The sequence below is a fragment of the Rhodococcus sp. Q genome (assembly GCF_005503035.1).
GTDB lineage: Bacteria > Actinomycetota > Actinomycetes > Mycobacteriales > Mycobacteriaceae > Rhodococcus_G.
In genome coordinates, this window is record NZ_SCOY01000037.1 from 24656 (window position 1) to 48196 (window position 23541).

Consider the following 23541-nt stretch of genomic DNA (forward strand, 5'->3'; position numbering starts at 1 on the left):
CCGACATCAACGATCAAGAAGGAAGTAGCATCCACACATGCACGTCGATACCGAAGGCGCGACACGCATCGCCCGCCTCGCCACAGAATTCGACTGGACCTGGACCATCGATGACCTGGAACCCTTCTGCGCACAAGCTGGATGGGAGCTCGTCGAACTCAGGCAGTATGGCGCCTCGATACGGACGAACTTTCATGTCGGCCGGCCGGAGGCGGACGTGCACAGGCGGAACCGTTCGATGCGCTACATCTCGATCTTGGTCACGGATGTGGCCGATGACGCCACGCCCATGACAGTGGTGCGCCCGTTGCTGGACGACGGATTCACGAACCTCGATGTGGCACTTACCGCACTCCTGGGGACAGCCCCGAGCGCCGAACCCGGACCACAGGCATTCATCAGGTGGGACCTGCCGAAAGCGGTCATTTCACTGAACCTGAGTGTCAGCGCGATCCGCCTGCATCTGACGAGTCCGGGGTATCAGGCATGGGTCGATGAGCCCGAGTCGGAGTACGAGGACTAGTAGTCGCGGTCGGCGAGATCGCGGTGCGGGCTCGCGGTCGGCGAGATCGTGGTGCGGGAACGGGTTTGCGCGCTTCTCCCGCGTATTGGACCACTGACATCGAACGGTGGCTGGTTACCCGGTGATTCGGGCGAGTGGAGGGAGTAGCGAGGTCCTCATCCTCGTGGGCCTCGTCGCCGCGCAAGGCCGATGAGGACTGCCCTGAGCTCGGTCGACCCGCGGGGTGTGTAGTTTCATGCCGCGAGTGAAGCCTGATTGAGGGCCTCATGTTCGACCGGGGTAAGTCGCCTGAGCCCCCGTTGGCGACGTCGCCGATTGGAGGTCCGTTCGATCCAAGTGGCGAAGCTCGTCCCGAGTGTCCCACCGGCGGTCACAATGCCCGATCCGCAGCCCACTGCCGCCACGCGCCCAAAGGTGCTTCCGGCATCCACTTCCCACCACGTCCAATCGCGAATTTCCGTGATCGAGGCACTGCGACCACCGTTTGCATTCGCCCTGGGATCCGCGGTCATTGTGGCGGATCAGCGCCGCCAGGTCGGTGGTTCCCTCACACCTACGGGCCCATATCGCGTGTTCGATGGCGCCGAGGACCAGCGGCTTCTTTCCGTGTCGCGCGGCCTGGAGGCCGAGTTCATCCATCGACCGCTCGACGGTGCAGCGGGCCACCTCGATGACCTCGCGACGGCACTGCACCCACACCTCCCGTGCGCCGTAGACGGCGTCGGAGGTCGCGCCGGCGCGTTAACTCAAATCGACCTGCGCCTTTCGGATCCAGTCGTGGAGCGTCTGAGCACTATCTCACCCGAGCATGCCTGCGACGGAATCGATTGCCGCGCAATCGGAGAGGTGTGCATGGCGGATCTCGGCGGCGATCCAAGAAATGGAGTCTTCGGAGACACGGCGGTAGTCCAAACCACTGTTTACCTGCACTGTTGGTCGTTTTCCGGCCAGTTGTCACACACCCTGTTGTAGGCTTGAGCCACAGGCAAGAATCGAATCGGAAGTCCTTCCAATGTTTCTCGCCTCTCGAGTGCAACAAACGTGACGGTGCCGACAGCTCGTCACTCCCAGCCCATGCGGCTCGCCCCCGAACAACTATCTGGTTGAAAAGCGGGTTGAGAGCGTTCCGCATGCCCCGCCCCTAGCGCGCCCGTCTCCCGCGGGTGATCCGCGGTCGCAGATGTCGTCGCAGCGCAGGGGCGTCACAGTCCCGCCCCCGGAGCATTCCCCTCGGCTCCGGGGGCGGGACTCCTCCACCTCATCGAATGGATTCCCGCACAGGGATTTCCGCAGTCTGGAAAGGCCGCGGCGGCGCCCACAACGTGAACTACCGAACCGACGGTTACTGCGACCGGCTCGCCGCGCTGCTCAATGCGCACCGACCCGCGGTCACCGCCTAGAACCAAATGGATGGTCGACAATGTCTTTCGAAGATATACGAGATGACGCACAGTTCGTGCGTTTCGCCGACGGCGAATGGGAAGGCCGCCGGACCGGCTATGACGATGGCGCACTGTCGGTCTCACGACCCAGCCGCCTGCTTCCCTTCCTGCAGTGGGCGTCGATCGCCAGCAGTGCGCTGAAGGGCCCGACCAAGGCAATGGTCAATGCGAAGGCCTACGCTTCCGGTGGCGAAGTGGAGGATGAACACGGTCCCACCGACGCCGGCGGCTTCCTCTCCACGGCTCCGGTCGGCTCGCTCTTCCCTTTCCTGCAGTGGCACAACTGGTACAACATCTACAGGGGCACCCGAGACGAAATCGTCTCTGCAGGTGGCGAAGCTGCCATCACGTCTATGATCGGCGCCGTCACCGGTCCGGCCGGAGCCGCTGCCACGGGGGCGGCCACAGCGTTGACGAGCACGGTCAGCACCGTGGTGCAGACCCTGTCCTCCGCATCGCAGGGCCGCCGCCAGAACGCCCCGAAGCTGGTACAGCCCCGATGGCGCACCCTCGAAGGGCGTATGAGCCCGGAGATCGACCGGAGTACCACCATCAACGTGATCAAGACCGCCCCCCACGGCGCGGCTTTCACCAACGACCCGTTGCGCGACCGACTCGCAACCTATCTGAGCCACGTGCGCTGAAGCGCTCCCGCTCGCAAGAGTGAAAGGGGGTGATGAGAAATGCTCGGTACCGTCGTCGATGTCCTCAGAATTGTCAGCGTGATCCTTCCGCTGTTGCTTCCGCTTCTCGGTATTTAACACGCAGTACCAGAACGGGGTTCGTGGAACCCCCGCTGGGTCCAAGAGCGCAGTCGATGCCTCCGGACCGAATCCGAACCATTCGCTTCCACGGATCACCCGTGAACCCAACATTTGGAGAATCTCGTGCCCAGTTCCGATGATCCCAGTGGTCTCGCCGAACGCATCCAGACCGACGTGCAGGCCGTGGTCGCGCGACTCGCGACGTTGAAGGCCGATGTCAATGTGCTGTTCAACCTCGCCCAGGGCGTCGCGATGACAGCAGCCGCGGCCATTCCGCCGCCGGAGACGTCCGAGGGTGCCCCCGAGGGCGCGCTCGGCGCCGAGGTGACAGTCGGCCCGGCACCGGAAGCAGCGTGATGCCGACCTATCCCGCACCGGGGGAGTTCCCCGACTTCGAGCAGTTCATGGTCGACCTGTTCACCCCGACCGCGACCACCGTCACCACCTTGCCCGCCACCTCGGCGGACCTGCAGTCCACCCTGCCCTTGATCTGGGTGCGGACCACCGGGGGAACGCTCGACATCAATGCGATCACCTACAAGGCGAAAGTCAGCGTGGTGGCTTTCGGTGCCACTCGCGCTCAGGCGCAGCAGCTTTCGGTGCAGATCCGAACGGCGATGCTCGATGCCCCGGCCAATCGGGTCAACGGTGTGCTCGTCGACTACACCGAGGAGATCGCGGCGGAGGAACCGAAGTTCCATCCGCCGATCCTGCGTCGCAGCCGCGGTCTCACCGAGGTGCCCGACCTGGACCCGCTCAACCAGATGGTCGAGGTCGCGTTCTCGATCGAAGCTCGCCGCCAGTAGGCGGTGGGTGAATCCCGTCCTTGACGGGGCTTTCACCGGCGCCACTCGGTGCCGATTCCTGTTAACCATGCCCGCATCCGCGGGCGCTCGAATGGAGACACATGCCTGCCACCAACCTCACCGCGCTGAAGAACGCGCAGCGGTCGCTGCTGCTCAAGCCGCTCGACGCGGCCGTTTTCATCGCACCGCACTACACGGCGGCGCCGTCCGCGCTGACCGACGCCTCCGGCGCCCTGCAGACGCTGCCGCCGGCCTACCAGCCTGTCGGCCTGATCGACAAGAAGACCGGTGTGGCCTTCGCTCGTGGCATCACTGCCGCGCCGATCGAGTCCTACGGTGAACTGCAGCCGGTGCGCAACGACGTCACCAGCGATATCACCACCATCGAGTTCCAGCCGCAGCAGACGACCGCGTTGACGCTGAACCTGGCCACTGGCACCGCGCTGTCGGCGATCAAGGCCAATGCCGCCTCCGGTGAAGTGTTCTTCGCCCAGCCGACCTCGGAAGAAATCACCTACTACTCGGCGATCATCATCGGCAAGGACGGCAACGACGCCAACCCGATCTACGTCTACAAGGTGCTGCCGAAGGTCGCGGTCAGCAAGTACGGCGGCGAGCAGTGGAACCCCACCGAGGTTCTCGCCCAGAAGCTGACCATGGTCGCCTTCAAGGACGACACCGCCGGCTACGCCATCGCCCATGGCTTCGGCGGGTCGGGCTGGAAGAAGATCCTGGCCCAGACCAACATCCCGAACGCTGCGTAAAGCACCCCCGACCGTCTCCTGACGGTCTCTCGATCTCCCAGGTCCACGGACTTGGGCGTGGGGCGTGTCATGTGTCTCCGGTCATGGCGCGCCCCACACATTCCTTATCCATTCTTGCCGGAGAAGAAAGCGGGTCCACCGTGTCCGCCATCCCCACCGAGTACCCCGTCACCATGACCGACGGCGTCGACGACTACCTCGTTGCCAATGCGACCGAATACGTCACCGCGGTCTTCAAGCTCGGCCACGCCGAGAAGGCCGAGGTCGAAGCCGTCGACAAGCCTTCCCGCAGCCGCGCCTCGAAGTCCCAGTAACACCACACAACCCGGAGAAAACAGCATCATGGCATCCACATCCGAAGCGGCCGACCAGGCCGAGGTCGGCGGTCGTTTCTACGAGCTGCAGCAAGAGCTCGCCCCGCGCCGACGCGCGCCCTACCGCCTGACCGACGACATCGCGATCGCACCGGTCACCCGCAGCCAGGTCCTGGCCTTGCGCCGGACCGCCGGCGATGACGAGCAGATGGCCATCGTGCTGGGCGACCAGTACGAAGCCGTCGAAGAACTGTTCGCCGATCGGCCGCTCGACGAGTGGTTCGCCTTCCAGAAGGACCTTTACGCCCACCTCTTCGGCCAGGGCTCCTCGGAGCTGCCGGGGGGATCGCAGGGCTCGTAGAGTTCTGGGAACGTTTCGGTGCCGCGCTCGACTACGACTTGCTCGAGCGCGGCATCGACATCCGGGAATGCTTCGGGCCCCACACCATTCGCAACCGTGATTGGCGCACGATCTGGTCCCTCAAGGACAGACTGCCGCACGGTTCACAATATCGCTCGGCGCTAGCGATGGATCGCGAGCTGGCCGAGCAGATGCTCGTCGCCGAACAAGCCGAGGCCGAACTCGACCTGTACGAAGAGAAGGCCGATCCCGCCGGCCCGACGCCGGAGGGATACACCATCGACAGCTATCTGCTGCTGTCGATCATCGACGCACTCCAGGGCGTGCAGGCCGCGGTGATCGCCGCCGCCGGTGGCGATCCGCCCCGGATGACGCCGATGCCCCGACCGGTCACCGCGGTGGACATCGTTCGCGACGCACAACGAGACGAGTCGATGCAAGGCCTCATCGACCAGTTCACCGGATCCACCTGGGAGGACGAATGATCTATTCCGCAACGCTGCCGGCCCAAGCTGCCGGCGCGGCCGACACCACAACCCTGGCCGGGGTCTATTCCCCGGCCTTCTACAGCGGCGACACTGTCACCGATGTCCAGCTCGTCGCCCCGCCGGGGTATCTCACCGTCACGGGTGCGGCGACCAACAACGTGACCATCATCGTGCGGCAACTACGCAATGGGGTTGTGCAGCAAACCTTTGCTAGCCTCGAGGTGGCCGCGGGTCTTTCCCTCTCGCCGGAAATCCCGGTCACCGTGCCGTTGACATCGGAGCCGGTACTGCGTGCCGGCGACGTCATCGACGTCCAGTTGCGCCAGAACGGGACTGGCCAAGCGGTCTCCGCAGGTCTGTTTGTCTCCGTGTTCGTAAGCTGACACCTAGCAGAATCGATCTCGGCTGAACCGAATCGAAACAGACCATATAGTCCGGTAGCTTGGGCGTGTGAGCACGAATCTTGTTTCGAAAAGACCTGTCCCGTCGGCTTGGACGGTGGCGATGGGTGTGACTGCCGCGGCGACCCTCGCGTCCTGCCTGTGGGCCATGTGGGCCGACTTGACGGCGTTCGACGATGTCGACGCCGTGATCTGGCTCGGCATCGCCTTGGCGATACCGCTGGTGGTGTGGTTGGTGCTCGCAGTCCTCGGCTACGTGAAGTACACGGGCTGGCGGCGTCTGGGACTTCTGGTGCCGATATTCATCGCACTCACCGTGGCCCTGAACCATTTCCAGATCCCGGGCCGAATCGGCTGGATGATCTCGCGCAGCGCGATGGACCGGGCCGCCGCCGAATGCGACGCACCGACAGCCGGTGCGTCCAGTGGTGAGTTCACAACGCAAAAGATCGGCGTGTACACCTTCGACCATGTCGAGCGGGAGACCGACGGCGGATGCAAGTTCGTTCTCCAGCGGGGCTATCCGGTATCCCGCAGCGGATTCCGCTATCTACCCCACCGTAAACCGATCGATGGGGAATTTGCGCAGTATCACGAGCTCGGAAATTCTTGGTACTACTACCAATAGTGACCTTCGAGCGGTATTCCGCGATACCTTTCGAATAGATTCTCGAGCTTGTGATCGATCGTGCGCCGAGGCTGATCCGGGTATGTCGGTGGGCACAAGCTATCTATATCGAAAGGAAACAATTCATGCCCAGCGGAGAAAGCGGTGCACCCGACAGTGGTGCCCGGCAACTGCTGACCGACTACATCAGACGGTCATCCGCGGTACGGCCAGTCAAAGGTGACTGGCTAGCGCCGGGCCCGCTCGGATCGGCACAGTTGGCAATCGATGCCGAGTACGACTACTACAAGGCAATGATCAAGCGGAACTACGGAGTCTTCGAGTCCAGCGTCGGGAAGAAGAATCTCGTGACGATCCGTCACGAGACGAATGTCCACGCCAACGACGATAAAGGTGTATACGACGACACGGCGGCACTTCTGTGGATCGATGACGACGGTCGGAAGCATGTCAGCCGATACCGTGCCAATGCCGATCCTATCGGCAAGTACCTCAACGTTGAAGACGCCACTCGGGACGTAAATGGCGACGGTGTGATGGAATTGGGCCGCCTTCCAGTTGGCTCATACTATTTGGAGCATCGGTTCGACAATCAAAAGATTGGCACCGTAGGTAATGGCAATATTTTCGGCATGCCGGCTGGGACGGAAGCGCAGGCCGAATACGATGTCAATCACGACGGTTCTTTCAGCGAGAATTATCGAGGTATCGGCGGCGATACGATGTTCTGGCATGGTGGGCGCGAGGGCGATGTCGCCAGCGCTGGCTGCAATACTATGTCCCCCGATGATTTCGAGCGCTTCATCAACGACATGGGTGTTTCTGCGATTGATGCCTACAACCCGGTCACCGACCCTGTTTCACTTCGGTACACGCTGGTGGACGAGGATCCCGGGAAAGGCGATGTGCCGTATCAGTCGAACAGTGCCAACTTCGTCAGTGCGAATCTGAACAACAGTGGCTCCGGTATCCAGGACTGGATTTCGTCGGCGGCGGGGGCACTGGGACGGATCGGCGCAATGATGACCGGTAGATTCGCGAGCGGCGGAGACGTCAAAGGCCCGGGTTCGTCTATCGGCGACAAGATTCCGGCCTACCTGTCCGACGGCGAGTTCGTCATGAATGCCCGGTCGACTTCGGTGAATCGCCCGTTTCTGCAGGCCTTGAATGCTGATCCCTTCTTCTTGCAGAAGATGCTGGCACAGAGTTCCGAACGAACCCAGGGCAGTGGTCCCAGCGATGGCCAGCGGGGCCAGTCGGGGCAGCCTGCCACGGTTAACATCTCGATGTCGAGCTCGGAAGACGTCGTTGCCAGGTTGAAAGTTCTTTCCCAGCAGTGGGAGCTGATGCACGGCTAGTCGGCCGGGCTTCATTATTCGGAGCTGGCCCTTGGTTGGTCGGTTGCCTACCTATCTCGATGTCGGGTCGATGAGACATCGATGGAAATCGAAAGTGCGTGCGGCAGTTGAGGTTTTCCTCCTGCTCGGCGCGGCAGAAACAAGAAATGAGGTGAATTTGTGGCGTCCAATGCTGCGATGATCACGGTGACCGGAGTCGATGGTTCACGATGGACCATCGCCGGTCAGGGGAGTGGTCGTGAGGGTGTAGAGCTGGCTACGTCGCCGACCGGGTTGTATGACGCGCCGGTGACGACGATCTGGAATCAGTCGGCGTTTCAGGCCGGCTCCTCGTTCGGTGGTTACCGGACGAACAAGCGCGATGTCGTATTCGCGGTCAATGTCTCTCAGGCCGCGGGTAGTTCGTGGGAGGCGGTGGACTCCGCGTGGCGCAAGGCCTGGGCCTACGACCGCGACGCGACGTTGACGATCACGACCGATTTCGGCACGCGAACGCTGAAGCTGCGGATGTCGGAGCAGCCGGACTTCAAGCCGGACAAGGATCCGCATCTGAAGTCGATCGGCAAGGTCGTCATGACCTGTACAGCGGGCAATCCGTGGTGGGTCGAGTCCGATGTGACCGGGTCCTGGACCTCCACGACCGACACCACCGGCGCGGGCAAGAGCCAGTCCGGCACGATCACCATCGCCAACCCGACCGATCAGCCGATGTGGCTCAAGTGGGTGTGTTCGGCGCCGGGCAAGTGGACACTGCCGGACTTCTCGTGGGGTGCGGTCGATCGCGACAGCGCGCGGGTGATCACCTTGCCGCTGACTGCCGCGGGCAAGGATCTGACGGTCGATACCGACCCGATGGAAGAGATGATCGTCGCCAAGGACGGCTCCCAGGTCTGGGCGCAGATGAACGGCGTCAGCTTCCTCTATCCGGTGCCCCCGTACACACCGGCGACCGCGGTCCCGGTCTCCGTGAGCGGTGCGCCGACCGGCGCGTCGGTGCTGGTGGTACAGCCGCGTAACTGGTCGCGCCCGTGGGGGCTGCAGTGACTTCCGTGCTGGACCTCCCCGCGATCTACGCGGATGCCCAATCGGCCAAGACGGTTCGCAAGCAGCAGCGGTTCTCGCGGCCTCTGATTCGGCTGTGGGATGGTGACTGGAACCTGCGCGGAGTGTGCGGCGCGGAGATCAGCGCTGATTTCCGCTGGATTCTGAACCAGGCCGGCACCGGTCTGCTGGTGCTTCCCTACGACTACTACTTGGCGAAGTGGGCGGTCGACATCAATAGCCGCACCAAGAAGAACGTGCACATCACGGTCGACAAGGATGGCGCGCGCTGGGACGGGCGGCTGGAGAAGGCTGTCATCAAGACCGACGGCCACGGTGTCACCACCGTCGAGCTACTGTTCATGCACTCGTACCAGGATCTCAAGCACATCTACTGCTGGTCGAATCCGTTTCTGCCGGAACAGGTTCAGTTCCCGCGTCAGTTCCTGCTCGCGGGGCCCAGCGTCTGGGTGCTCAAGACCGCGTTGCATCTGAACCTGCTCCGCCTGCAGGGCGGGCTGTGGACGTTGCCCGACGATCCGATGGATCCCAGTCAGTGGGGCAGCCTGGATCAGTCCACGTGGGGTGTCGTGGTGAAACCTGGCGAGTTCCGATCTGATACGTCGATGTGGACGATCTTCGGGTCTCGCTTCCAGAACTTCCACGAAGCCTCGGCGGGCACCCTGGAAACGGCTCAGCTGGCGATCGTCACGCGGCGCTGGTTGCAGGGTGATCCGCCACCGTGGCCGGGCGCGCAGGTCCGGCACGGCTGCCTGGTTGTCGACATCGTCGACAAGTCCGGCTTCTGGACCGGTACGAGCACCGGCGGCGACATGTGGGATGGGCTCGAGCGCACCAAGCAGGTGTACGACAACACCATGCTCGACTACAGCCCGAGTGTGCTGCCGGATCAGAATGTGCCTGAGCTGTACAAGAATCCGGGCTGGATGGGCACGCTCCCGTCGAATCCGTGGGTGGTCTACCGGCAGAACGACAACACGGGCATTCAGACCTCACAGTTCATCGTCAACCCCTCGTCGGCGGTGCAGGTTCTCACCGGCGGTCACTCGATGCCCGGTGTGAACGAGGCGATCTCCTCGGCGATCCAGGTGGTCGGCATGCTGGTCGCCGGCGCCCTCGGTGAGATTCCGTTCGGCGGCTCCATCGCCGGTGGTGTGGTGAACGCCTCCACGGCGGTGGCGAACACGATCGCGACGTCGCTGTTGTCGGACACGCTGTTGGCCTGGCAGAAACACAAATCGGGACAGCGTGTCCGGGACGCGGGCTGGTCGCACTACTGGGAGCACTTCGAGAACAGCGCCGACCGGGCCTACACCCTCGGCTCGTTGCTGACCCTGGGTGAGGGTATGTGGAAGACCCGCCAGCACTTCACCCACAAGTTCATCGTCGCCAACGGCGAGCCGTATCTGATCGGCGACCAGGGGCAGGGGCATTTCTTCCTCGGCGATCGTGTCGGTTCCACCGTGAAGGGAATGCCCGAAGGCTCGGTGTACGTCGACCAGGTCACCGAACTCGAACTGGCTTGGTCGCGGACCGCGAGCCCGGCGTGGCAGGTCACCGTCGGCTCGGAACGTGACCACGACATGCCCTTCGCCAAGTCCATGCGCGTGGTCGCCGACATCGTCGACGACATCCACGCACTCGCCGTCCAGATGTAGTTCTGCCCGCCGAATCCCTATCGAAACCCTCCGGAGAGAACATGTCCATCCCTTCCCTCGAGCAGTGCAACCCCGACGATCCCAGCGAGGCCTTCGTGTGGGCGCTGGTCGGCCTGCCCGGCCCCCAGAACTCACCACTTCTCGTGCACCCCGACGTGCTTCGACAGTGGTCGAAACATCTGTGGGACCTCGGATTTCGCCACTACGCCGGCGAGCAGACCAAGGAGTACCACCCGCCCGCGCGCGGTCTCTCGCATTGGCTCAACGGCGCCGGCCAATGGGCCGAGAAGGGCGCGCCGTGTCCGCCGGAGAGTTCGGTACCGGATGTCACCGAGCTGACGCCGGACGAAAGGGCTCACCTGGTAGAGCAGCTCAGGGAATCCGGTGAACTCAAGCACTTGGTGGACCCGCGTGATCTCGACCTGAACACCGCGAAAGTCGGTTCTGCCGAGTGATCCCCGGACCGACGGTGTCGAGGATCGCTGTTGTCGCGGATCCGGCCCGCCCCCAATTCACTTCTCGCGCCTTCCGGCGCACTTGTCTCCCTAGGAGTTCCTCATGGCTCAGAACGTTGGAGCTTTCGTCGCTCGCAACGCGAAAGCGGTGGTGTCGCTGATCGGCGGCGTCATCAGCGTGCTCACCGTTTTGGTGGCATTGCTGCAGTACGCACCGGCTTCCGCGGTCGGCGCGAGCGTTGCAGTGCTCACCGCACTCGAAGTGCTGCGCACCGTCAACGTGTGGATCGTCAAGAACGAGCCGGTGCTGGAAGCCGCTGCGGACGCTGCGGCCGAGCTGGTGGAGTCGTTCACCGACGCGGTCGGAGTCTCGGACTCCGACGATGCGGTGGCGGGACATCCTTCGACGGGCGGTGCCCGATGACCAGCCCGGATGGGTGGGTACCGCCGGGCGCATATACCGGCAGCTCGATTCGCAACCTGCAGAAGGTCACCTGGGACTCGGCACGGGCGCAGATCCTGTCCAGCGTCACAGCGTCGTTCGCCGGTGTGGGGGCGATCGGCTCGAATCTGAACTCGGCGACCAAGCTGGCGTTGAACGCTGCCACCGACGCGCAGTCCGGCGCCGCCCGAGCTCAGGCGTCGGCTGTGGCCGTGCAGAAGACCACGACCGAAAACGCCGCGTCCCTGGAGGGACTGGTTGCCACTCAGATCGGCCAAGCCACGGGCGGCACAGCGTTTTCCGACGCATTCAACCGCAGTCAGTTGGGTCCGGACTACACCACATTCAAGACCGGCCCGGTGACGGATCTGAGGCTCATCGACGGCCAGGTGCAACTCGATCGCCCCGGTGACAGGACCACCGGCGACGTTGTCGCCCTGTCCAGAACCGTGACGGGGACCGATGATCAGCGCGTGTCCGTGGTGGTCGGCCGGATTCAGGATCACCACAGCGCCGCTGCCCGGATCATCGTCCGCTCCGCGACGGACCTGTCGAGTTTCGTGTACGCCCATGTCTATCGCGACAGTGTTCATCTCGGCTGGGGCACGCGCAGTGGCAGCACCACCGTGTACAACTTTTGGAAGTCGGGGGACACCGCGGTTGGTACCGGCGATACCGTCACCGTTGAAGCCGTGGGTCGCACCTACAGTGTCCTGGTGAACGGCGTTCTCGTCACCGCTTACACGGATGAGGATACCGCCGTGCCCCCCACGTCTCCGATCGGAGCGAACAACCGGTCCTTCGGGCTCGGCTGCCAGTACTACTGGACCGGGTCGCTCGGATACTTCTCGTTCGCGATCAACGCGCTCGTCGCCGCTGATCTCTCCTCGCCGCCGATCGTCGGCACCGGATGGTCGCTGTGCCGCCTCAACCCCGAGGCTGTCGCCCAGCCGGAAGGTGTAGCACGCGTGGCGGATGGCACCTTCGATAACCTCGGCCCCGCCAGAAACGTCGCCCTACTCAGTGTCGGACGCGGCGAGGTGCAGATCGAGAAGACGGGTTGGTACGCGATCACGACCGCATTTGCCCTGTCTTCGTCTACCACCGGAGCGTGCGTCGGACTGTGGACCGCGCCGGCGCTCGGCGGAACCTGGTCGTTGTCGCGGGTCGGCGCTAGCACGGCTGACAACGAAAGGTCCTACAGTGTCGGCAGCTCATTCACCGTCTTTCTCCAGCAGGGATCGGTGGTGGCGCCGGGCTACCGCCTCAGTGACGACAACGGGTTCGTAGGCGCGGCAACCAATGGCACGGCAACCAATGGCACGACATCCTACTTCGATGGCGCGTTGCTGAGCTACTGATGGAGCATAACTGTGACCTCACCTGACAAATGGGTCCCCGCCGGCGCGTACGTCGGCGACGCGGCGGACCCGAACAACATCGGCAACCTCCAGAAGCTGACCTGGGAGGGTGCCCGAGCGTCGATCGTTTCCGGTGTCATCGGCTCGTTCGCGGGCGTGGCCGCCATCGGCGGCAACTGGAAGGCGATCACCGAAAGATCCCAATCCGCCACGACAACAGCGCAAACACGGTCTTCCGATGCCACCTGGACAGTCGCCAGTGCGCAGGCGGTCGCCGACAGCACCAGAGCCACAATCGAGGCCCTGACACCGCCCCCACCTGTCGAACAGCCCAGCGGTGCCACCTTCTCTGATGACTTCGAGCGCACGCAGCTCGGATCCGGCTACTCCACCTATAAATTCGGTCAGGTCGCAGACCTGACCATTGTCGGCGGTCAGGTCCAACTGAACCAACAAGGTGACAAAGGAACCGGCAATGTTGTCGCGCTGTCGAAGACGGTGCTCCGAACCGACGATCAATCGGTGTCGGCGGTCATGGGCCGAGCGAATCAAGCAGGCACTATCGGCATCAAGCGCGGCACCACGCTCTACATTCGTGCCGCGCCCGACTTGGCTACCTTCGTCTACGTCGTCATCATGGACGATGAGGTGCGGCTCGGACGAGGCACCCGCACAACCGGGTTGAACTACAACCAATGGGTCGCTGCGGAAGTTCCTGTCCGAACCGGCGATACCGTCACCCTGCGCGCGGTCGGAGCGAACTACCAGGTGCTGATCAACGGGGTCCCGGTGGTGGCCTACAACGACAGTGCCATGAGCTCACCCGTCGGGGCGGGAAACAGATCCTTCGGATTCGACAGCTGGTACTACTGGTCGGGCCTGTTCGGGTTCTTCTCCTTCGCCATCGCCGCGTTGACGGCTGGTGACCTCGCATCCCCACCGGTCACCGGTGTCATCGGCTCGTTCGCGGGCATGACCGACATCGACGGAAACTGGAAGGCGGTCGCCGACAGCACCAGAGCCACAATCGAGGCCCTGACACCGCCCCCACCTGTCGAACAGCCCAGCGGTGCCACCTTCTCTGATGACTTCGAGCGCACGCAGCTCGGATCCGGCTACTCCACCTATAAATTCGGTCAGGTCGCAGACCTGACCATTGTCAGCGGTCAGGTTCAACTGAACCAGCAAGGTGACACAGGCACCGGCAATGTTGTCGCGCTGTCGAATACGGTGCTCCGAACCGACGATCAATCGGTGTCGGCGGTCATGGGCCGAGCGAATCAAGCAGGCACTATCGGCATCAAGCGCGGCACCACGCTCTACATTCGTGCCGCGCCCGACTTGGCTACCTTCGTCTACGTCGTCATCATGGGCAATGAGGTGCGGCTCGGACGAGGCACCCGCACAACCGGGTTGAACTACAACCAATGGGTCGCTGCGGAAGTTCCTGTCCGAACCGGCGATACCGTCACCCTGCGCGCGGTCGGAGCGAACTACCAGGTGCTGATCAACGGGGTCCCGGTGGTGGCCTACAACGACAGTGCCATGAGCTCACCCGTCGGGGCGGGAAACAGATCCTTCGGATTCGACAGCTGGTACTACTGGTCGGGCCTGATAGGGTTCTTCTCCTTCGCCATCGCCGCGTTGACGGCTGGTGACCTCGCATCCCCGCCGGTCACCGGTATCGGCTGGGCGCTGGCCCGCATCGGTTCCACGAACGCGCTCCAGACAGCCGGGTCCCGTCCCGTCGCGGCAGGTACCTTCGACACCGTTCGACATAGCTCGGCAGTGACGGTTTCCGCCCTGGGACCCGGACAAGTTCAGGTGCCGGTCTCAGGCTGGTACCGGATGAGCGTCGGCCTGACCTACGCCAAGGCGCTGACCACCGAGATCGGGGCCGACCTCTGGTGGGTCGCGAGCCCCGGCGCGACCTGGCAGCAGTTGCGCACCGGGCCCAAGACCGTTGACACCCAGGATTCCTGGAGCGTCGAGGCCACGTTCGTCGTCTTCCTGCCCGCGGGGGCAGTCGTCGCTCCTGGCTACAGCTCCAGCGTCAACAACAATCTCATCGGCTCCAACACCTATTTCGACGGGGCACTGATCAACCGCGCCTAGCGGTGCCCACCCCAAGCCCGATGCCTTCGCAGGGCCGACTCGGTCGAGCCCTCTCCCGTTGGCGACCCTACTAGCCCCTGGAGTCCACAATGGCGCAGAGCCATCACCAGCCGGCCGTGCCCAGGCCCGAAGGGACCTGATGCCTCTTCTCGAAACAACGCTGATCAGCGCCGCCACCTTTCTGGGCGGCTCCGGCGCCACCAGCTTCTACTCCTGGCTTCGGGTCCGGAAAGCTCAACCAGCACAGAATATTCGCCACGAAGTGTCCGCCGCCAAACAGGTCAACGACATCGCCCTGGCGACCCTGTCCCGTGTGTCCGAAGAACTGCGGGTCGTCTCCCTGCGGCTCGACGGAGTAGAGGCCGCGCAAGCGGCGTCCATGCAGGAATTGGACCGTGTCACCGGCCTCTTCCGCGAGGCGCTCGCCGTACTGCGCGGCGTAATCGAAGCGGCCCAGCACGGCCGCATCCCGGAACTGAACCTGTCCAGAGAACTCATGGACGAGGTCGAACACAGCAGAGGAATCGCATGACATCATCGATCGATCCCGGATACCTCGGCTACCAGCCGAAGATCGAACCACTCAAACTCACCACCGGCGCCGGCTTCGTGCAGACCATTCAGCCCTCCGATGGGGCCGTATTCCCCTCCGGAACAACGGTCTCCATCGTGCTCACCGCGCCGGGCGGCGCTTCGCTGGGTACCTGGCCCGCCACCGTCACCCCGACCGCGGCCAGCTGGACCGTACCTGCAGCGACGTCCGATCCGATCCCCACCAACTCGCGCTACACGATGTTGGTCACCTACACGACCACTCCGGCAACCACCTACGCCTGGTACGTCGGCTCCGTCATCCGCAACTGACCTCATTCGCCGCTCGACTCGGCGAAATTCATTGCAAAGAAACCATTCTCAAGGAGAACATCATGGCCATCGCTGTCACGTCAACGAAGAACGCGCTGTGCGCCGCCTACGCCAATACGGCGACCACTGTGTACGTTTCGGTCCATACCGGCGACCCGGGCCCCACCGGCCTCGCGGAAGCCTCGGGTGGTGCGCCGGCCTACGTCCGTGTGGCCACTACCTGGGGCGCGCCGGCCAACGGCCAGATGACCGGCAGCCAGGTCACCGTGAACCTGCCCGCCGGCACCTACACCCACGCCGGTCTGTGGAGCGCCGCCACCGGCGGCACGTTCATCGACAAGGTCGCGATCGCCCCGACCACGCTGGGCGCCCAGGGCACCCTGCTGATCACCCCGACCTTCGCCGTGAGCTGATTCACCTCTTCGATTTGGAGGCTGCCATGCCAGCACCAGCACAGGTGATCGTGGACGCACTGCCCACGCAACCGACAGTGCTCACCGCCGTCGCGGCGCCACCGACGATGGTGGTGGCACTGCCGGGGTCGCCGGTCAGCCGGGTCGACGGTACACAGGTCCCGGTCATCCCGGTGTTCGTGTACGCCGCGTTCGGCGGAACCACCACCCCAGCCGTGACCTTCAAGCCGTCGGCCACGCTCGCGGCCGAGGCGACCGGGATCGGGTCTTTGACCGCCCTCACGAAACCCTCACTGAAGGAGACTGTTTCGCTCGGTGGTGAAGGGGCGGCTACGGCGCTTGTCGCGGTCGGGTCCGGCCAGGTTGTCCTGGCCGCGGGCTTCGGCACCGCGGTGGCGACCCGTACCACCAACGCGCTCGCCACCGCCACCGGCGACCTTTCGTTCGCGATCGCACCGTAACTCGGTGCTCATTCCCGCACTCGGGCTACACCAAATCTAGAGGTGTATAGCCATTCCCGATGTCGGGGATCGTGTTCTTTCATGTGCCGCGCTCATCCATTGGTTGAGCGCGGCACATGTCTTTTCTCGACTTGTCACAGACCGGTCGGCAAATTCTCTGCGCGCGCACGCCGAATTGCTCGCCGCCGCTACTCATCTGGGTGCCGCGTAGCTTGCAGCATTTCGAGTCCGGTCGCGACGCGCCTGAAATTCTTTGAGGAGGCGATGAGCCGTGTCAGATATCTACGGTCTGCCGGACACCTATGGCCGCTGGTCAGTCCTGCATACCAGCAATGGCGCGACGAAATCGAGCAGAGCGCCGAAAACGAGTAGATATGAGGTCGGTTGAGGCTGCGGCCGGCCCGCCTCGCTGTCATTCCTGAAAATCGATAGCTTGCGCAGTCGCACTAGGTGTACCCGGCCATCAGGTTGGTGACAGCCGGCTGATCGTCGGCAGGCCTTGCGAGTGCGCTGTGACGTCGTCGAGTGTTGTAGTACTCGATCCAGGGCGCAAGCTCGGCGTTACTGGTGAACACCTGCCGGTAGGCCCACTCGGCCTGCAGGGTGCGGTTCAGTCGTTCGACCTTGCCGTTCTGCCATGGGCAGTGCGGTTTGATGAACTTCTGACGGATGCCGTGCTCGGCGCAGACCGCACGCAATGACCACCGGTAGGCCCAGGCGTGGTCGGTCATCAGCCGTTCGATCCTGGTGATCCCGTTGCCGGCGAAGTAGTCGATCGCGCGGATCAGGAAACCCGCACAGGTGGCGCCTTTCTCGTCCGGCAGGACCTTCGAGTAGGCAAGCCTGGAATGGTCGTCGACGACCGAGTGAACGTAGTCGAATCCAACCTTCGTCGAGTAGTCCCGCTCCCGGTGCTCGTGGCCGCTGGATACGGCTTCGAGGGCTGGGCCTGGATTGCGGGAATCACGGGGCCAGTGCTGCTCCTGATCGGCGCCGCGCTGGTGATCGCGGAACACGGCAGGGTGCGAGCGAGTACAGGAGATCCCTTCGCGACCAGGTGAGCCCTCCAGGACCACCGGGACTGCGGGAAGGTTGCCACCTCGTCAGTGCAGGTCCGGCTCGTCGGTTGTCAGAAGCACGGTGCCGAAGAGCTTTCCGTCGATCAATGTGATCGAGTGCGAGATGGAGACCACAACCTTGCCCTCGGTCTGCCACGCGAGAGTGGCCGCCGTCGATGCGTGATTCGCCAGATCGGCCATCAGCTTTGCGAGGTCGTCGTGGGGTCCGAGCTGGATCGTGGTGATCTCGTAGTTGTGGTCGGCACGCACGGATTGCAGCCTATGGTCGGCGACTGCTTCGGGCAGCACGACACCCCATTGGCAGCCGGCACACTCAGTCGCCCGCCCGGTAGCCGTGCTGCGTCCGTTTCGGCGGAACACCACCAAATACGACACGCTGACAACGAGCGATGTGAATCGCGACGACAGTTGGTCAATTGGCAAGACAGTCGGGCAACCACACCGTGGGCCGGATCTCGGCGAGGTCGATGTCGAACCCGTACTTCTTGTCTCGTTCGACGGGCGTCGGCTGCTGCTCGCTTTCGCGTTGGAGGCCGAACGTCGCCGCGGTCTCGAGGAGGACAGCGAGTCGCTGAGTTGGTCCATGTTTGCGCTACTGCCGAGTCGGGCATCACTCGGCAGTGCTGAACGGTCAAGCACACCGGCAGACAGTGTGCGCCGAGCGTTGCGCGGTCACGGTTCTCCGAATCGGAAGGTCGCCCGGAGAAACGCAGCGCTCTCAAGGCGGGGCGGGGACGAGAGTGGAGGAGATATGACGGTCTCGACGTACCTCAAGCGAAGCGCAGCCGCGTTCGGGCTCTGCGCCGGCGTGGTCCTCGCGCCGTCCGCGGCGTGGGCCGGAACATCGTTCGATGATCCTCCACCTAGCTGTGTCCCGATCGGCCTTGGCGACGCCACCGTCGAAGCGGAGACCGGCACCGAGGAGTCCGAGCTGGCTCCCGGAACGGTCGAGTTCGAGATCGATGATGGCGCCGGGACCGGAGCGAACGTGGTGTGGGTGAACACCGACAATTGGCAGTTCGGCACCGTCATGCTGACGCCGCAGGGGGACGAGGCGGAACCGAAGGCTACGGTCTCGTCCGGGCCAGGCCACGTGATGGCCGCGGTCTACGGTCTCTACACCGACGCCGAGGATCAAACCTGCCTGTTGCTGCCGGGTGTGAACACCGCGATCACCGTCCCCAGGTAGCTGCTAGCAGCGGGAATCTTTCGGCACCTGCTACAGTGGCCGCCATGCAGCGCGCATATTTCTGGTTTAGCAGGCCGGCCCCGGGTGGGTCGGTCGGCGTGACCACGCGCTGACTTCTCCACCCCGAGCCGGAACAGACCGGCTCGCGGATGTGTTTTGTCTCCTGGGTCGGCCTTCGAAGAACTGCCACCGATGAACAGGATGACGAATGTCTCTCACGATCGACACCGCACGCGATCTCGACGATCAGCGGACCATATCGATTTCTCCTCTCGCCGCGCCGCGTGAGATCCGCGCCGAGCATCCCGCCGAGGATGCCGTCGCAGCCACCGTTCGCGCTGGTCGCGGCGCTACCGTCGATATTCTCACCGGTCGCGACGACCGGCTGATGGTCGTCGTCGGGCCGTGCTCCGTGCACGACACCGAGGCCGCGATGGACTACGCGCGCCGGCTGGCCGCGAAGGCGGAGGAGCACCGCGACAACCTGCACGTCGTGATGCGCGTGTACTTCGAGAAGCCGCGCACGACGCTGGGGTGGAAGGGTCTGATCAACGATCCGCACCTCGACGGCAGCTTCGACATCAACACTGGCCTGCGGATCGGCCGCAAACTGCTCGTCGACATCACCGAACTGGGGCTGCCCGTCGGCTGCGAGTTCCTCGACCCGATCACCCCGCAGTACATCGCGGACCTCGTCAGCTACGGCTCGATCGGCGCTCGCACCGCCGCGAGCCAGGTGCACCGCCAGTTGTGCAGCGCACTGTCGATGCCCGTCGGAATCAAGAACTCCACCGAGGGTGACGTGCAGGTCGCGGTCGACGGCACCCGCGCCGCCGGTGCGAGCCACGTGTTCCCGGGCACCGACCTCGACGGGCACTCCGCGCTGATCCGCACCGTCGGCAACCCCGACTGCCACGTCATCCTTCGCGGCCACAACGCCGGCACGAACTACGACCGCGAGTCCGTTGCGGACACCCTTGCGCGCCTTGCCAAGTCGGGCCTGCCGGAGCGGGTCGTCATCGACGCCAGCCACGGCAACAGCCAGAAGAACCACGAGCGTCAGGTCGACGTCGTCACCGACATCGCCGAGCGGATCGCGGGTGGCGAGAAGGGCGTCGTCGGCATCATGCTCGAGAGCTTCATCGAGGCGGGCCGTCAGGATCTCACCCTCGGCAAGTCGGACGAGCTGACCTACGGGCAGTCCATCACCGACGCCTGCATCGACTGGAACACCACGGCCGCGCAGCTGGACCGGCTGGCCGAGGCAGTCGCTACCGCACGCCGCGCGTCCGGAACTGCACACTGATCCGCGGGCCGGTGGGGCGCGTCGTCTTCGGGACGGCGTGCTCCCAGGTCCGCTGACAGGATCCGCCCATCACGACGAGGTCGCCGTGGCCGAGGGCGAACCTGAGAACGTCGCCCCCGCGGCGGTGCCGCGCGTCGACACCATCACGGCGGTGCCGTGCATCGACGTCACAGGGGCGCAGCGCCAAGGTCCGTGCCGCGCCGAGCGACAGGATCGCGACCATCGTGTCCTCGGTGGCGCTGCGGCCGATGGTGTCGCCGTGCCAGGCGACGCTGTCGGTGCCGTCCCGGTACAGACACAGACCCGCCGAGACGAACGGTTCGCCGAGTTCGGGGGAATAGTGCTCGCTCAACATGTTTCGGGCCTCGTCGAGTAACGGGTCGGGGAGCGTCGCCGCCTCGTCGTAGAACGCGACCAGTCGCGGCACGTCCACGACGCGGTCGTACATCTGCCTGCGCTCCGCGCGCCACGCCGCGCCGTCGGCGAGCCGGGTGAACAGGGCGTCCGAGCCGGTCAGCCAGCCCGGCAGGACGTCGACCCACGCCCCTGCGGTCAGCTGCCGTCGCCGCACCGACCCGGCGAGCGGCGTGAACCGGGTGCCGGCGGCCGGATCGTCGAACAACGACGCCTGCAGGCCCAACTCCATGCCGTGATCGTACTCGATAATCGAACGTGTGTTCGCAATCATTGTCTCGGGTTCGTCAGGCGGGTCGTAACGGGATGGGCGTCGCGGCCGACTGTCCAGGTGAATCACACTCGACTGGGGAGGAACGACAATGGGTTCAGCGACAGACGCACTGGAGTGGATGCGCGAGGGATACCTGGCAGGTGATCCCGTGGCATCGGCGCTGTTCGTGGGGGCGTCGTTCATCACGATGCCGTTGCAGCTGATCGCGGTGCTGTTCGGTCAGCCTTTCTGAGCGCGACCGGAGCGGTCCTGCACGGTCAGGATCGCCGCGGCAGTCGCCGCGACCGTCCTGTCGCCATCGGTGGTCAGCACGGTCAGGGCTGCGCGAGGCGCGTCGCCCGGAATCTCCGCCAGCGCCTGCGTGATTCGCAGGCGGACGGCTGCGTCGTCCGTGCCGTCGAGCTCGTCCTGCAGGGCGGAGACGATGTCCTCGGCGGACGCCGACACCTGCGTCAGCTGTCCCAACACCTCGGCGGCCTCGACGTCGCGTCGCCCGGCGACGACCATCGCCAGCAGTAGCGGGATCGCGTCGACGCTTCCACGTGCGCCGACCGCGAGGGAGGCCCGGTCCCGCACCGTGTCGTCCGGATCGCTCAGCGCCCGGCGCAGAACCGCCGTCGCCTCGGCGGACGGCACCGACGCGATCGCGGCGACCGCGCGTCGGCGGACCGCGACGTCCGCGGAGTCCAGGCCGGCGGCCAACGTCGCGACGCCCTGCCCGGACGCCCTCGCCAACGACCACTGCAGTGCGCCCGCCACGTTGAGGTCTTTCTCCTCGAGCACGGCCGCGGCCAGCGCCTCGGCGGGAAGGGTCGCCGACTCGTCCTGCGACAGGATCGCCTGCTGACGCCGCGCCCCGAACTCCGATTCGAGGCCGCGCAGCAGGGTGACGATCTGCAGCACGTCACCCCACTGTGCCGGGGCGGACGCGTCCACCCGCTCGAGTCTCGTGAGCAATTCCTGCTCGGCGGCGATCCGCTGCCGCGTCAGCCGGATCAGGTCGCCCACCAGGTCGGACGGGGCGAAACCCGGCTCGTCGAGTGCCCGCCGGGCGTCGTCGAGCGACAGGCCGAGTGTGCGCAGTGACTCGACGTGGAAGAGGCGACGGATGTCCTCGGGGGAGTACTCGCGGTACCCGCCGGAGGTGCGACCGGTCGGCGTGACCAGCCCCAACCTGTCGTAGTGGCGCAACATCCGCGCGCTGACGCCGGAGCGCTGCGCCACCTCACCGATCAACATCCGTCGCCTCCTCTCCCGACCACCGTGCCCTATTCGCGGGGCCCGATGTTGGCGACGCGCGTCGCCGCCTTCAGCGAGTCGTCGAACCCGCTGTCGGGGTCCCGGTACAGCTGCGCCGTGGCCTCCGCATGTGCGCGGACATACGGATCCGGGCTGGTCGCGGCGGCGTCGAGCACCGGCACCACCGGCTCGCCGAGCCCGGCGAGGGCGCGGCTCAGGCTCAGCCGCATGTCCCGGTCGCCGCGGCCGAGTGCCGTCGCCAGGTCGGCGGCGAGCGTTCCCTCCCCGCCCGGCGGCACCAGTGCGACCGCCGCCCGCCAGGCGCTCCGGGCGACCTCGTCGTCCCCGTCGTGCAGCAGTGTCGTCACCGACGCGAACGTCTGCAGGTCCCCGATCTTCGACAGGGTGTGCAGAGCCTGGCTACGCGCCTGCGGAACGTCGGACCGGAGCTCGGCGAGGAGCCGCGGAACCGTGACGTCCGCGGGGAGGCGGCACAACGCCCAGGTGAGCATGTCGCGGACGAAGAAGTCCGGTTCGACCGCACACCGCGCGACCAGCGTCTCGACCAGACGCGGATCGGGCTGTGTGCCCGCGGCCAGGGCCGCCCGTAGGCGACTCGACGAATCGGCGCCCGCCAACGCGGCGGCGATGCGGCTGTAGGACCGATCCCGATCTGTGGTGTTCATGGGTCACCACCTCCTTCGGAAATCACTGAACGCCCTGTCACAGTGTCAAGGTCAAGTCGCCGACGCATCCTGACGATGTCGGTGCCCGGAGGTACCGTCCCACCATGGGCTACGAATTCCAGGTGACGGTGGATTCTCAACGGCCGCACGACCAGGCGAAGTGGTGGGCACAGACCCTCGGCTGGCAGGTCGAGCCGGGCAACGAGGAAATGATCCGGGGGCTCCTCGCGGCAGGTCATGCCAACGAAGAGGACACCATGGTCTACGACGGGGTGCTGGTCTGGAAGGTCGGGGCGGCACTGCACGACCCCGAACATCCCGAACGGCCCCGACTGCTGTTCCAACTGGTGCCCGAGGGCAAGACCGTCAAGAACCGCATGCACCTCGACGTGCGCGTCGGCGACGAGGACCGCCAGGCGGTCTCCGATGCTCTGGTCGAACGCGGTGCATCGGTGCTGCACCACGCCGAGCAGGGCCCGTACCGGTGGATCACCATGACCGATCCCGAAGGCAACGAGTTCTGCCTCACCTGAGGGAGGGCCGGCTCACGATCGACGGCACCGCCGTCAGCACGGAATCGACGGCACCGCCGTCAGCACGGAATCGACGGCACCGCCGTCAGCACGGAATCGACGGCACCGCCGTCAGCACGGAATCGACGGCACCGCCGTCAG

30 protein-coding genes and 2 pseudogenes are annotated in these 23541 nt (G+C 64.8%); 26 read left to right on the forward strand and 6 right to left on the reverse strand.

Annotated features, from left to right (window positions below):
* Nucleotides 1-37 precede the first annotated feature (37 nt).
* Nucleotides 38-523 (forward strand): DUF6301 family protein, encoded by a 486-nt coding sequence (locus tag FFS72_RS22985; RefSeq protein WP_137876117.1) that lies wholly within the window; start codon nucleotides 38-40, stop codon nucleotides 521-523.
* A gap of 600 nt (nucleotides 524-1123) precedes the next feature.
* On the opposite strand, the pseudogene FFS72_RS22995 reads toward FFS72_RS22985, so the two are convergent.
* Nucleotides 1124-1240 (reverse strand): annotated as a pseudogene (locus tag FFS72_RS22995) (IS3 family transposase); the annotation flags it as partial.
* 548 nt (nucleotides 1241-1788) lie between these two features.
* On the opposite strand from FFS72_RS22995, the gene FFS72_RS27020 reads away from it, so the two are divergent.
* The 21 genes from FFS72_RS27020 to FFS72_RS23090 all read left to right on the forward strand — a co-directional run bounded on the left by FFS72_RS27020 (nucleotide 1789) and on the right by FFS72_RS23090 (nucleotide 16680).
* Nucleotides 1789-1923, forward strand: coding sequence for a hypothetical protein (locus FFS72_RS27020; protein ID WP_283235445.1), 135 nt, complete (start codon nucleotides 1789-1791; stop codon nucleotides 1921-1923).
* A 20-nt stretch (nucleotides 1924-1943) separates the two neighbouring features.
* Entirely contained in the window at nucleotides 1944-2609 is a 666-nt protein-coding gene (locus FFS72_RS23000) for a hypothetical protein (protein WP_137876118.1), read from the forward strand.
* Between the two features lie 243 nt (nucleotides 2610-2852).
* Nucleotides 2853-3086, forward strand: coding sequence for a hypothetical protein (locus tag FFS72_RS23005; protein ID WP_137876119.1), 234 nt, complete (start codon nucleotides 2853-2855; stop codon nucleotides 3084-3086).
* Entirely contained in the window at nucleotides 3086-3535 is a 450-nt protein-coding gene (locus tag FFS72_RS23010; protein WP_137876120.1) for a phage tail termination protein, read from the forward strand. The genes FFS72_RS23005 and FFS72_RS23010 overlap by 1 nt, the downstream gene beginning before the upstream one ends.
* A 101-nt stretch (nucleotides 3536-3636) precedes the next feature.
* Nucleotides 3637-4299 (forward strand): phage tail tube protein, encoded by a 663-nt coding sequence (locus tag FFS72_RS23015; RefSeq protein WP_137876121.1) that lies wholly within the window; start codon nucleotides 3637-3639, stop codon nucleotides 4297-4299.
* 140 nt (nucleotides 4300-4439) lie between these two features.
* On the forward strand, nucleotides 4440-4613 hold the full coding sequence (locus FFS72_RS26585; protein WP_171018796.1) for a hypothetical protein: 174 nt from the start codon (nucleotides 4440-4442) through the stop codon (nucleotides 4611-4613).
* Nucleotides 4614-4641: 28 nt separating this feature from the next.
* Complete coding sequence (locus tag FFS72_RS23020; RefSeq protein WP_137876122.1) at nucleotides 4642-4974, forward strand: hypothetical protein; 333 nt, start codon at nucleotides 4642-4644, stop codon at nucleotides 4972-4974.
* Nucleotides 4975-5012: 38 nt separating this feature from the next.
* A complete protein-coding gene (locus FFS72_RS23025; RefSeq protein WP_137876123.1) occupies nucleotides 5013-5459 on the forward strand; it encodes a hypothetical protein in 447 nt (148 codons plus the stop codon).
* Nucleotides 5456-5845: a hypothetical protein gene (locus tag FFS72_RS23030; protein WP_137876124.1), complete on the forward strand. Its 390-nt coding sequence runs from the start codon at nucleotides 5456-5458 to the stop codon at nucleotides 5843-5845. The genes FFS72_RS23025 and FFS72_RS23030 overlap by 4 nt, the downstream gene beginning before the upstream one ends.
* Nucleotides 5846-5960: 115 nt before the next feature.
* A complete protein-coding gene (locus tag FFS72_RS23035; RefSeq protein WP_171018797.1) occupies nucleotides 5961-6491 on the forward strand; it encodes a hypothetical protein in 531 nt (176 codons plus the stop codon).
* A 125-nt stretch (nucleotides 6492-6616) separates the two neighbouring features.
* Nucleotides 6617-7849: a hypothetical protein gene (locus FFS72_RS23040; protein WP_137876126.1), complete on the forward strand. Its 1233-nt coding sequence runs from the start codon at nucleotides 6617-6619 to the stop codon at nucleotides 7847-7849.
* Nucleotides 7850-8137: 288 nt separating this feature from the next.
* The gene (locus tag FFS72_RS23045; protein ID WP_249353474.1) at nucleotides 8138-8893 is read left to right on the forward strand and encodes a phage tail protein; all 756 of its coding nucleotides are present in this window, start codon (nucleotides 8138-8140) and stop codon (nucleotides 8891-8893) included.
* Nucleotides 8890-10569 (forward strand): Gp37-like protein, encoded by a 1680-nt coding sequence (locus tag FFS72_RS23050; protein ID WP_137876128.1) that lies wholly within the window; start codon nucleotides 8890-8892, stop codon nucleotides 10567-10569. Before FFS72_RS23045 ends, FFS72_RS23050 begins: the two co-directional genes overlap by 4 nt.
* A gap of 41 nt (nucleotides 10570-10610) precedes the next feature.
* A complete protein-coding gene (locus FFS72_RS23055) occupies nucleotides 10611-11024 on the forward strand; it encodes a phage gene 29 protein family protein (protein WP_097211140.1) in 414 nt (137 codons plus the stop codon).
* Between the two features lie 103 nt (nucleotides 11025-11127).
* Nucleotides 11128-11448, forward strand: a complete 321-nt coding sequence (locus FFS72_RS23060) for a hypothetical protein (protein WP_137876129.1) — start codon at nucleotides 11128-11130, stop codon at nucleotides 11446-11448.
* Nucleotides 11445-12827, forward strand: a complete 1383-nt coding sequence (locus tag FFS72_RS23065; RefSeq protein WP_137876130.1) for a hypothetical protein — start codon at nucleotides 11445-11447, stop codon at nucleotides 12825-12827. The genes FFS72_RS23060 and FFS72_RS23065 overlap by 4 nt, the downstream gene beginning before the upstream one ends.
* 156 nt (nucleotides 12828-12983) lie before the next feature.
* Nucleotides 12984-14942 carry a DUF7257 domain-containing protein gene (locus FFS72_RS23070; RefSeq protein WP_137876131.1) on the forward strand — a complete coding sequence of 653 codons (1959 nt, stop codon included), beginning with the start codon at nucleotides 12984-12986 and terminating at the stop codon, nucleotides 14940-14942.
* A gap of 139 nt (nucleotides 14943-15081) precedes the next feature.
* Entirely contained in the window at nucleotides 15082-15474 is a 393-nt protein-coding gene (locus FFS72_RS23075) for a hypothetical protein (protein ID WP_137876132.1), read from the forward strand.
* Nucleotides 15471-15806 (forward strand): LtfC-like domain-containing protein, encoded by a 336-nt coding sequence (locus FFS72_RS23080; RefSeq protein ID WP_137876133.1) that lies wholly within the window; start codon nucleotides 15471-15473, stop codon nucleotides 15804-15806. Before FFS72_RS23075 ends, FFS72_RS23080 begins: the two co-directional genes overlap by 4 nt.
* 62 nt (nucleotides 15807-15868) lie before the next feature.
* Nucleotides 15869-16219: a phage tail fiber protein gene (locus tag FFS72_RS23085; protein WP_137876134.1), complete on the forward strand. Its 351-nt coding sequence runs from the start codon at nucleotides 15869-15871 to the stop codon at nucleotides 16217-16219.
* A gap of 26 nt (nucleotides 16220-16245) precedes the next feature.
* Nucleotides 16246-16680, forward strand: a complete 435-nt coding sequence (locus FFS72_RS23090) for a hypothetical protein (RefSeq protein WP_137876135.1) — start codon at nucleotides 16246-16248, stop codon at nucleotides 16678-16680.
* 463 nt (nucleotides 16681-17143) lie between these two features.
* On the opposite strand, the pseudogene FFS72_RS23095 reads toward FFS72_RS23090, so the two are convergent.
* Both FFS72_RS23095 and FFS72_RS23100 read right to left on the reverse strand, forming a co-directional pair.
* Nucleotides 17144-17564, reverse strand: a pseudogene (locus tag FFS72_RS23095) (integrase core domain-containing protein); the annotation flags it as partial.
* Between the two features lie 219 nt (nucleotides 17565-17783).
* Complete coding sequence (locus FFS72_RS23100; RefSeq protein ID WP_137876136.1) at nucleotides 17784-18008, reverse strand: hypothetical protein; 225 nt, start codon at nucleotides 18006-18008, stop codon at nucleotides 17784-17786.
* Between the two features lie 502 nt (nucleotides 18009-18510).
* On the opposite strand from FFS72_RS23100, the gene FFS72_RS23105 reads away from it, so the two are divergent.
* Together FFS72_RS23105 and FFS72_RS23110 are read left to right on the forward strand one after the other, a co-directional pair.
* Complete coding sequence (locus FFS72_RS23105) at nucleotides 18511-18948, forward strand: hypothetical protein (RefSeq protein ID WP_137876137.1); 438 nt, start codon at nucleotides 18511-18513, stop codon at nucleotides 18946-18948.
* A 208-nt stretch (nucleotides 18949-19156) separates the two neighbouring features.
* Nucleotides 19157-20254 (forward strand): 3-deoxy-7-phosphoheptulonate synthase, encoded by a 1098-nt coding sequence (locus tag FFS72_RS23110; protein ID WP_137876138.1) that lies wholly within the window; start codon nucleotides 19157-19159, stop codon nucleotides 20252-20254.
* On the opposite strand, the gene FFS72_RS23115 is transcribed toward FFS72_RS23110, so the two are convergent.
* Nucleotides 20220-20900, reverse strand: coding sequence for an alpha-ketoglutarate-dependent dioxygenase AlkB (locus tag FFS72_RS23115; protein ID WP_137876139.1), 681 nt, complete (start codon nucleotides 20898-20900; stop codon nucleotides 20220-20222). The genes FFS72_RS23110 and FFS72_RS23115 overlap by 35 nt on opposite strands.
* A gap of 130 nt (nucleotides 20901-21030) precedes the next feature.
* Between FFS72_RS23115 and FFS72_RS26590 the strand changes: the two genes are divergently transcribed.
* Complete coding sequence (locus tag FFS72_RS26590) at nucleotides 21031-21174, forward strand: hypothetical protein (RefSeq protein ID WP_171018798.1); 144 nt, start codon at nucleotides 21031-21033, stop codon at nucleotides 21172-21174.
* Here FFS72_RS26590 and FFS72_RS23120 read toward each other — a convergent pair.
* Together FFS72_RS23120 and FFS72_RS23125 are read right to left on the reverse strand one after the other, a co-directional pair.
* Nucleotides 21162-22181: a MerR family transcriptional regulator gene (locus FFS72_RS23120; RefSeq protein WP_137876140.1), complete on the reverse strand. Its 1020-nt coding sequence runs from the start codon at nucleotides 22179-22181 to the stop codon at nucleotides 21162-21164. The two genes, FFS72_RS26590 and FFS72_RS23120, sit on opposite strands and share 13 nt — an antisense overlap.
* A 29-nt stretch (nucleotides 22182-22210) precedes the next feature.
* Nucleotides 22211-22867 (reverse strand): HEAT repeat domain-containing protein, encoded by a 657-nt coding sequence (locus FFS72_RS23125; protein ID WP_137876141.1) that lies wholly within the window; start codon nucleotides 22865-22867, stop codon nucleotides 22211-22213.
* Nucleotides 22868-22971: 104 nt separating this feature from the next.
* Between FFS72_RS23125 and FFS72_RS23130 the strand changes: the two genes are divergently transcribed.
* A complete protein-coding gene (locus tag FFS72_RS23130; protein WP_137876142.1) occupies nucleotides 22972-23400 on the forward strand; it encodes a VOC family protein in 429 nt (142 codons plus the stop codon).
* Nucleotides 23401-23541: the final 141 nt, after the last annotated feature.

Coding starts and splice junctions, on each gene's coding strand:
- FFS72_RS22985 (WP_137876117.1), top strand. CDS start 38: ATGCACGTCGATACCGAAGGCGCGACACGCATCGCCCGCCTCGCCACA.
- FFS72_RS27020 (WP_283235445.1), top strand. CDS start 1,789: ATGGATTCCCGCACAGGGATTTCCGCAGTCTGGAAAGGCCGCGGCGGC.
- FFS72_RS23000 (WP_137876118.1), top strand. CDS start 1,944: ATGTCTTTCGAAGATATACGAGATGACGCACAGTTCGTGCGTTTCGCC.
- FFS72_RS23010 (WP_137876120.1), top strand. CDS start 3,086: ATGCCGACCTATCCCGCACCGGGGGAGTTCCCCGACTTCGAGCAGTTC.
- FFS72_RS23015 (WP_137876121.1), top strand. CDS start 3,637: ATGCCTGCCACCAACCTCACCGCGCTGAAGAACGCGCAGCGGTCGCTG.
- FFS72_RS23020 (WP_137876122.1), top strand. CDS start 4,642: ATGGCATCCACATCCGAAGCGGCCGACCAGGCCGAGGTCGGCGGTCGT.
- FFS72_RS23030 (WP_137876124.1), top strand. CDS start 5,456: ATGATCTATTCCGCAACGCTGCCGGCCCAAGCTGCCGGCGCGGCCGAC.
- FFS72_RS23040 (WP_137876126.1), top strand. CDS start 6,617: ATGCCCAGCGGAGAAAGCGGTGCACCCGACAGTGGTGCCCGGCAACTG.
- FFS72_RS23055 (WP_097211140.1), top strand. CDS start 10,611: ATGTCCATCCCTTCCCTCGAGCAGTGCAACCCCGACGATCCCAGCGAG.
- FFS72_RS23060 (WP_137876129.1), top strand. CDS start 11,128: ATGGCTCAGAACGTTGGAGCTTTCGTCGCTCGCAACGCGAAAGCGGTG.
- FFS72_RS23065 (WP_137876130.1), top strand. CDS start 11,445: ATGACCAGCCCGGATGGGTGGGTACCGCCGGGCGCATATACCGGCAGC.
- FFS72_RS23075 (WP_137876132.1), top strand. CDS start 15,082: ATGCCTCTTCTCGAAACAACGCTGATCAGCGCCGCCACCTTTCTGGGC.
- FFS72_RS23080 (WP_137876133.1), top strand. CDS start 15,471: ATGACATCATCGATCGATCCCGGATACCTCGGCTACCAGCCGAAGATC.
- FFS72_RS23085 (WP_137876134.1), top strand. CDS start 15,869: ATGGCCATCGCTGTCACGTCAACGAAGAACGCGCTGTGCGCCGCCTAC.
- FFS72_RS23090 (WP_137876135.1), top strand. CDS start 16,246: ATGCCAGCACCAGCACAGGTGATCGTGGACGCACTGCCCACGCAACCG.
- FFS72_RS23105 (WP_137876137.1), top strand. CDS start 18,511: ATGACGGTCTCGACGTACCTCAAGCGAAGCGCAGCCGCGTTCGGGCTC.
- FFS72_RS23110 (WP_137876138.1), top strand. CDS start 19,157: ATGTCTCTCACGATCGACACCGCACGCGATCTCGACGATCAGCGGACC.
- FFS72_RS23115 (WP_137876139.1), bottom strand. CDS start 20,900: ATGGAGTTGGGCCTGCAGGCGTCGTTGTTCGACGATCCGGCCGCCGGC.
- FFS72_RS26590 (WP_171018798.1), top strand. CDS start 21,031: ATGGGTTCAGCGACAGACGCACTGGAGTGGATGCGCGAGGGATACCTG.
- FFS72_RS23120 (WP_137876140.1), bottom strand. CDS start 22,181: ATGTTGATCGGTGAGGTGGCGCAGCGCTCCGGCGTCAGCGCGCGGATG.
- FFS72_RS23125 (WP_137876141.1), bottom strand. CDS start 22,867: ATGAACACCACAGATCGGGATCGGTCCTACAGCCGCATCGCCGCCGCG.
- FFS72_RS23130 (WP_137876142.1), top strand. CDS start 22,972: ATGGGCTACGAATTCCAGGTGACGGTGGATTCTCAACGGCCGCACGAC.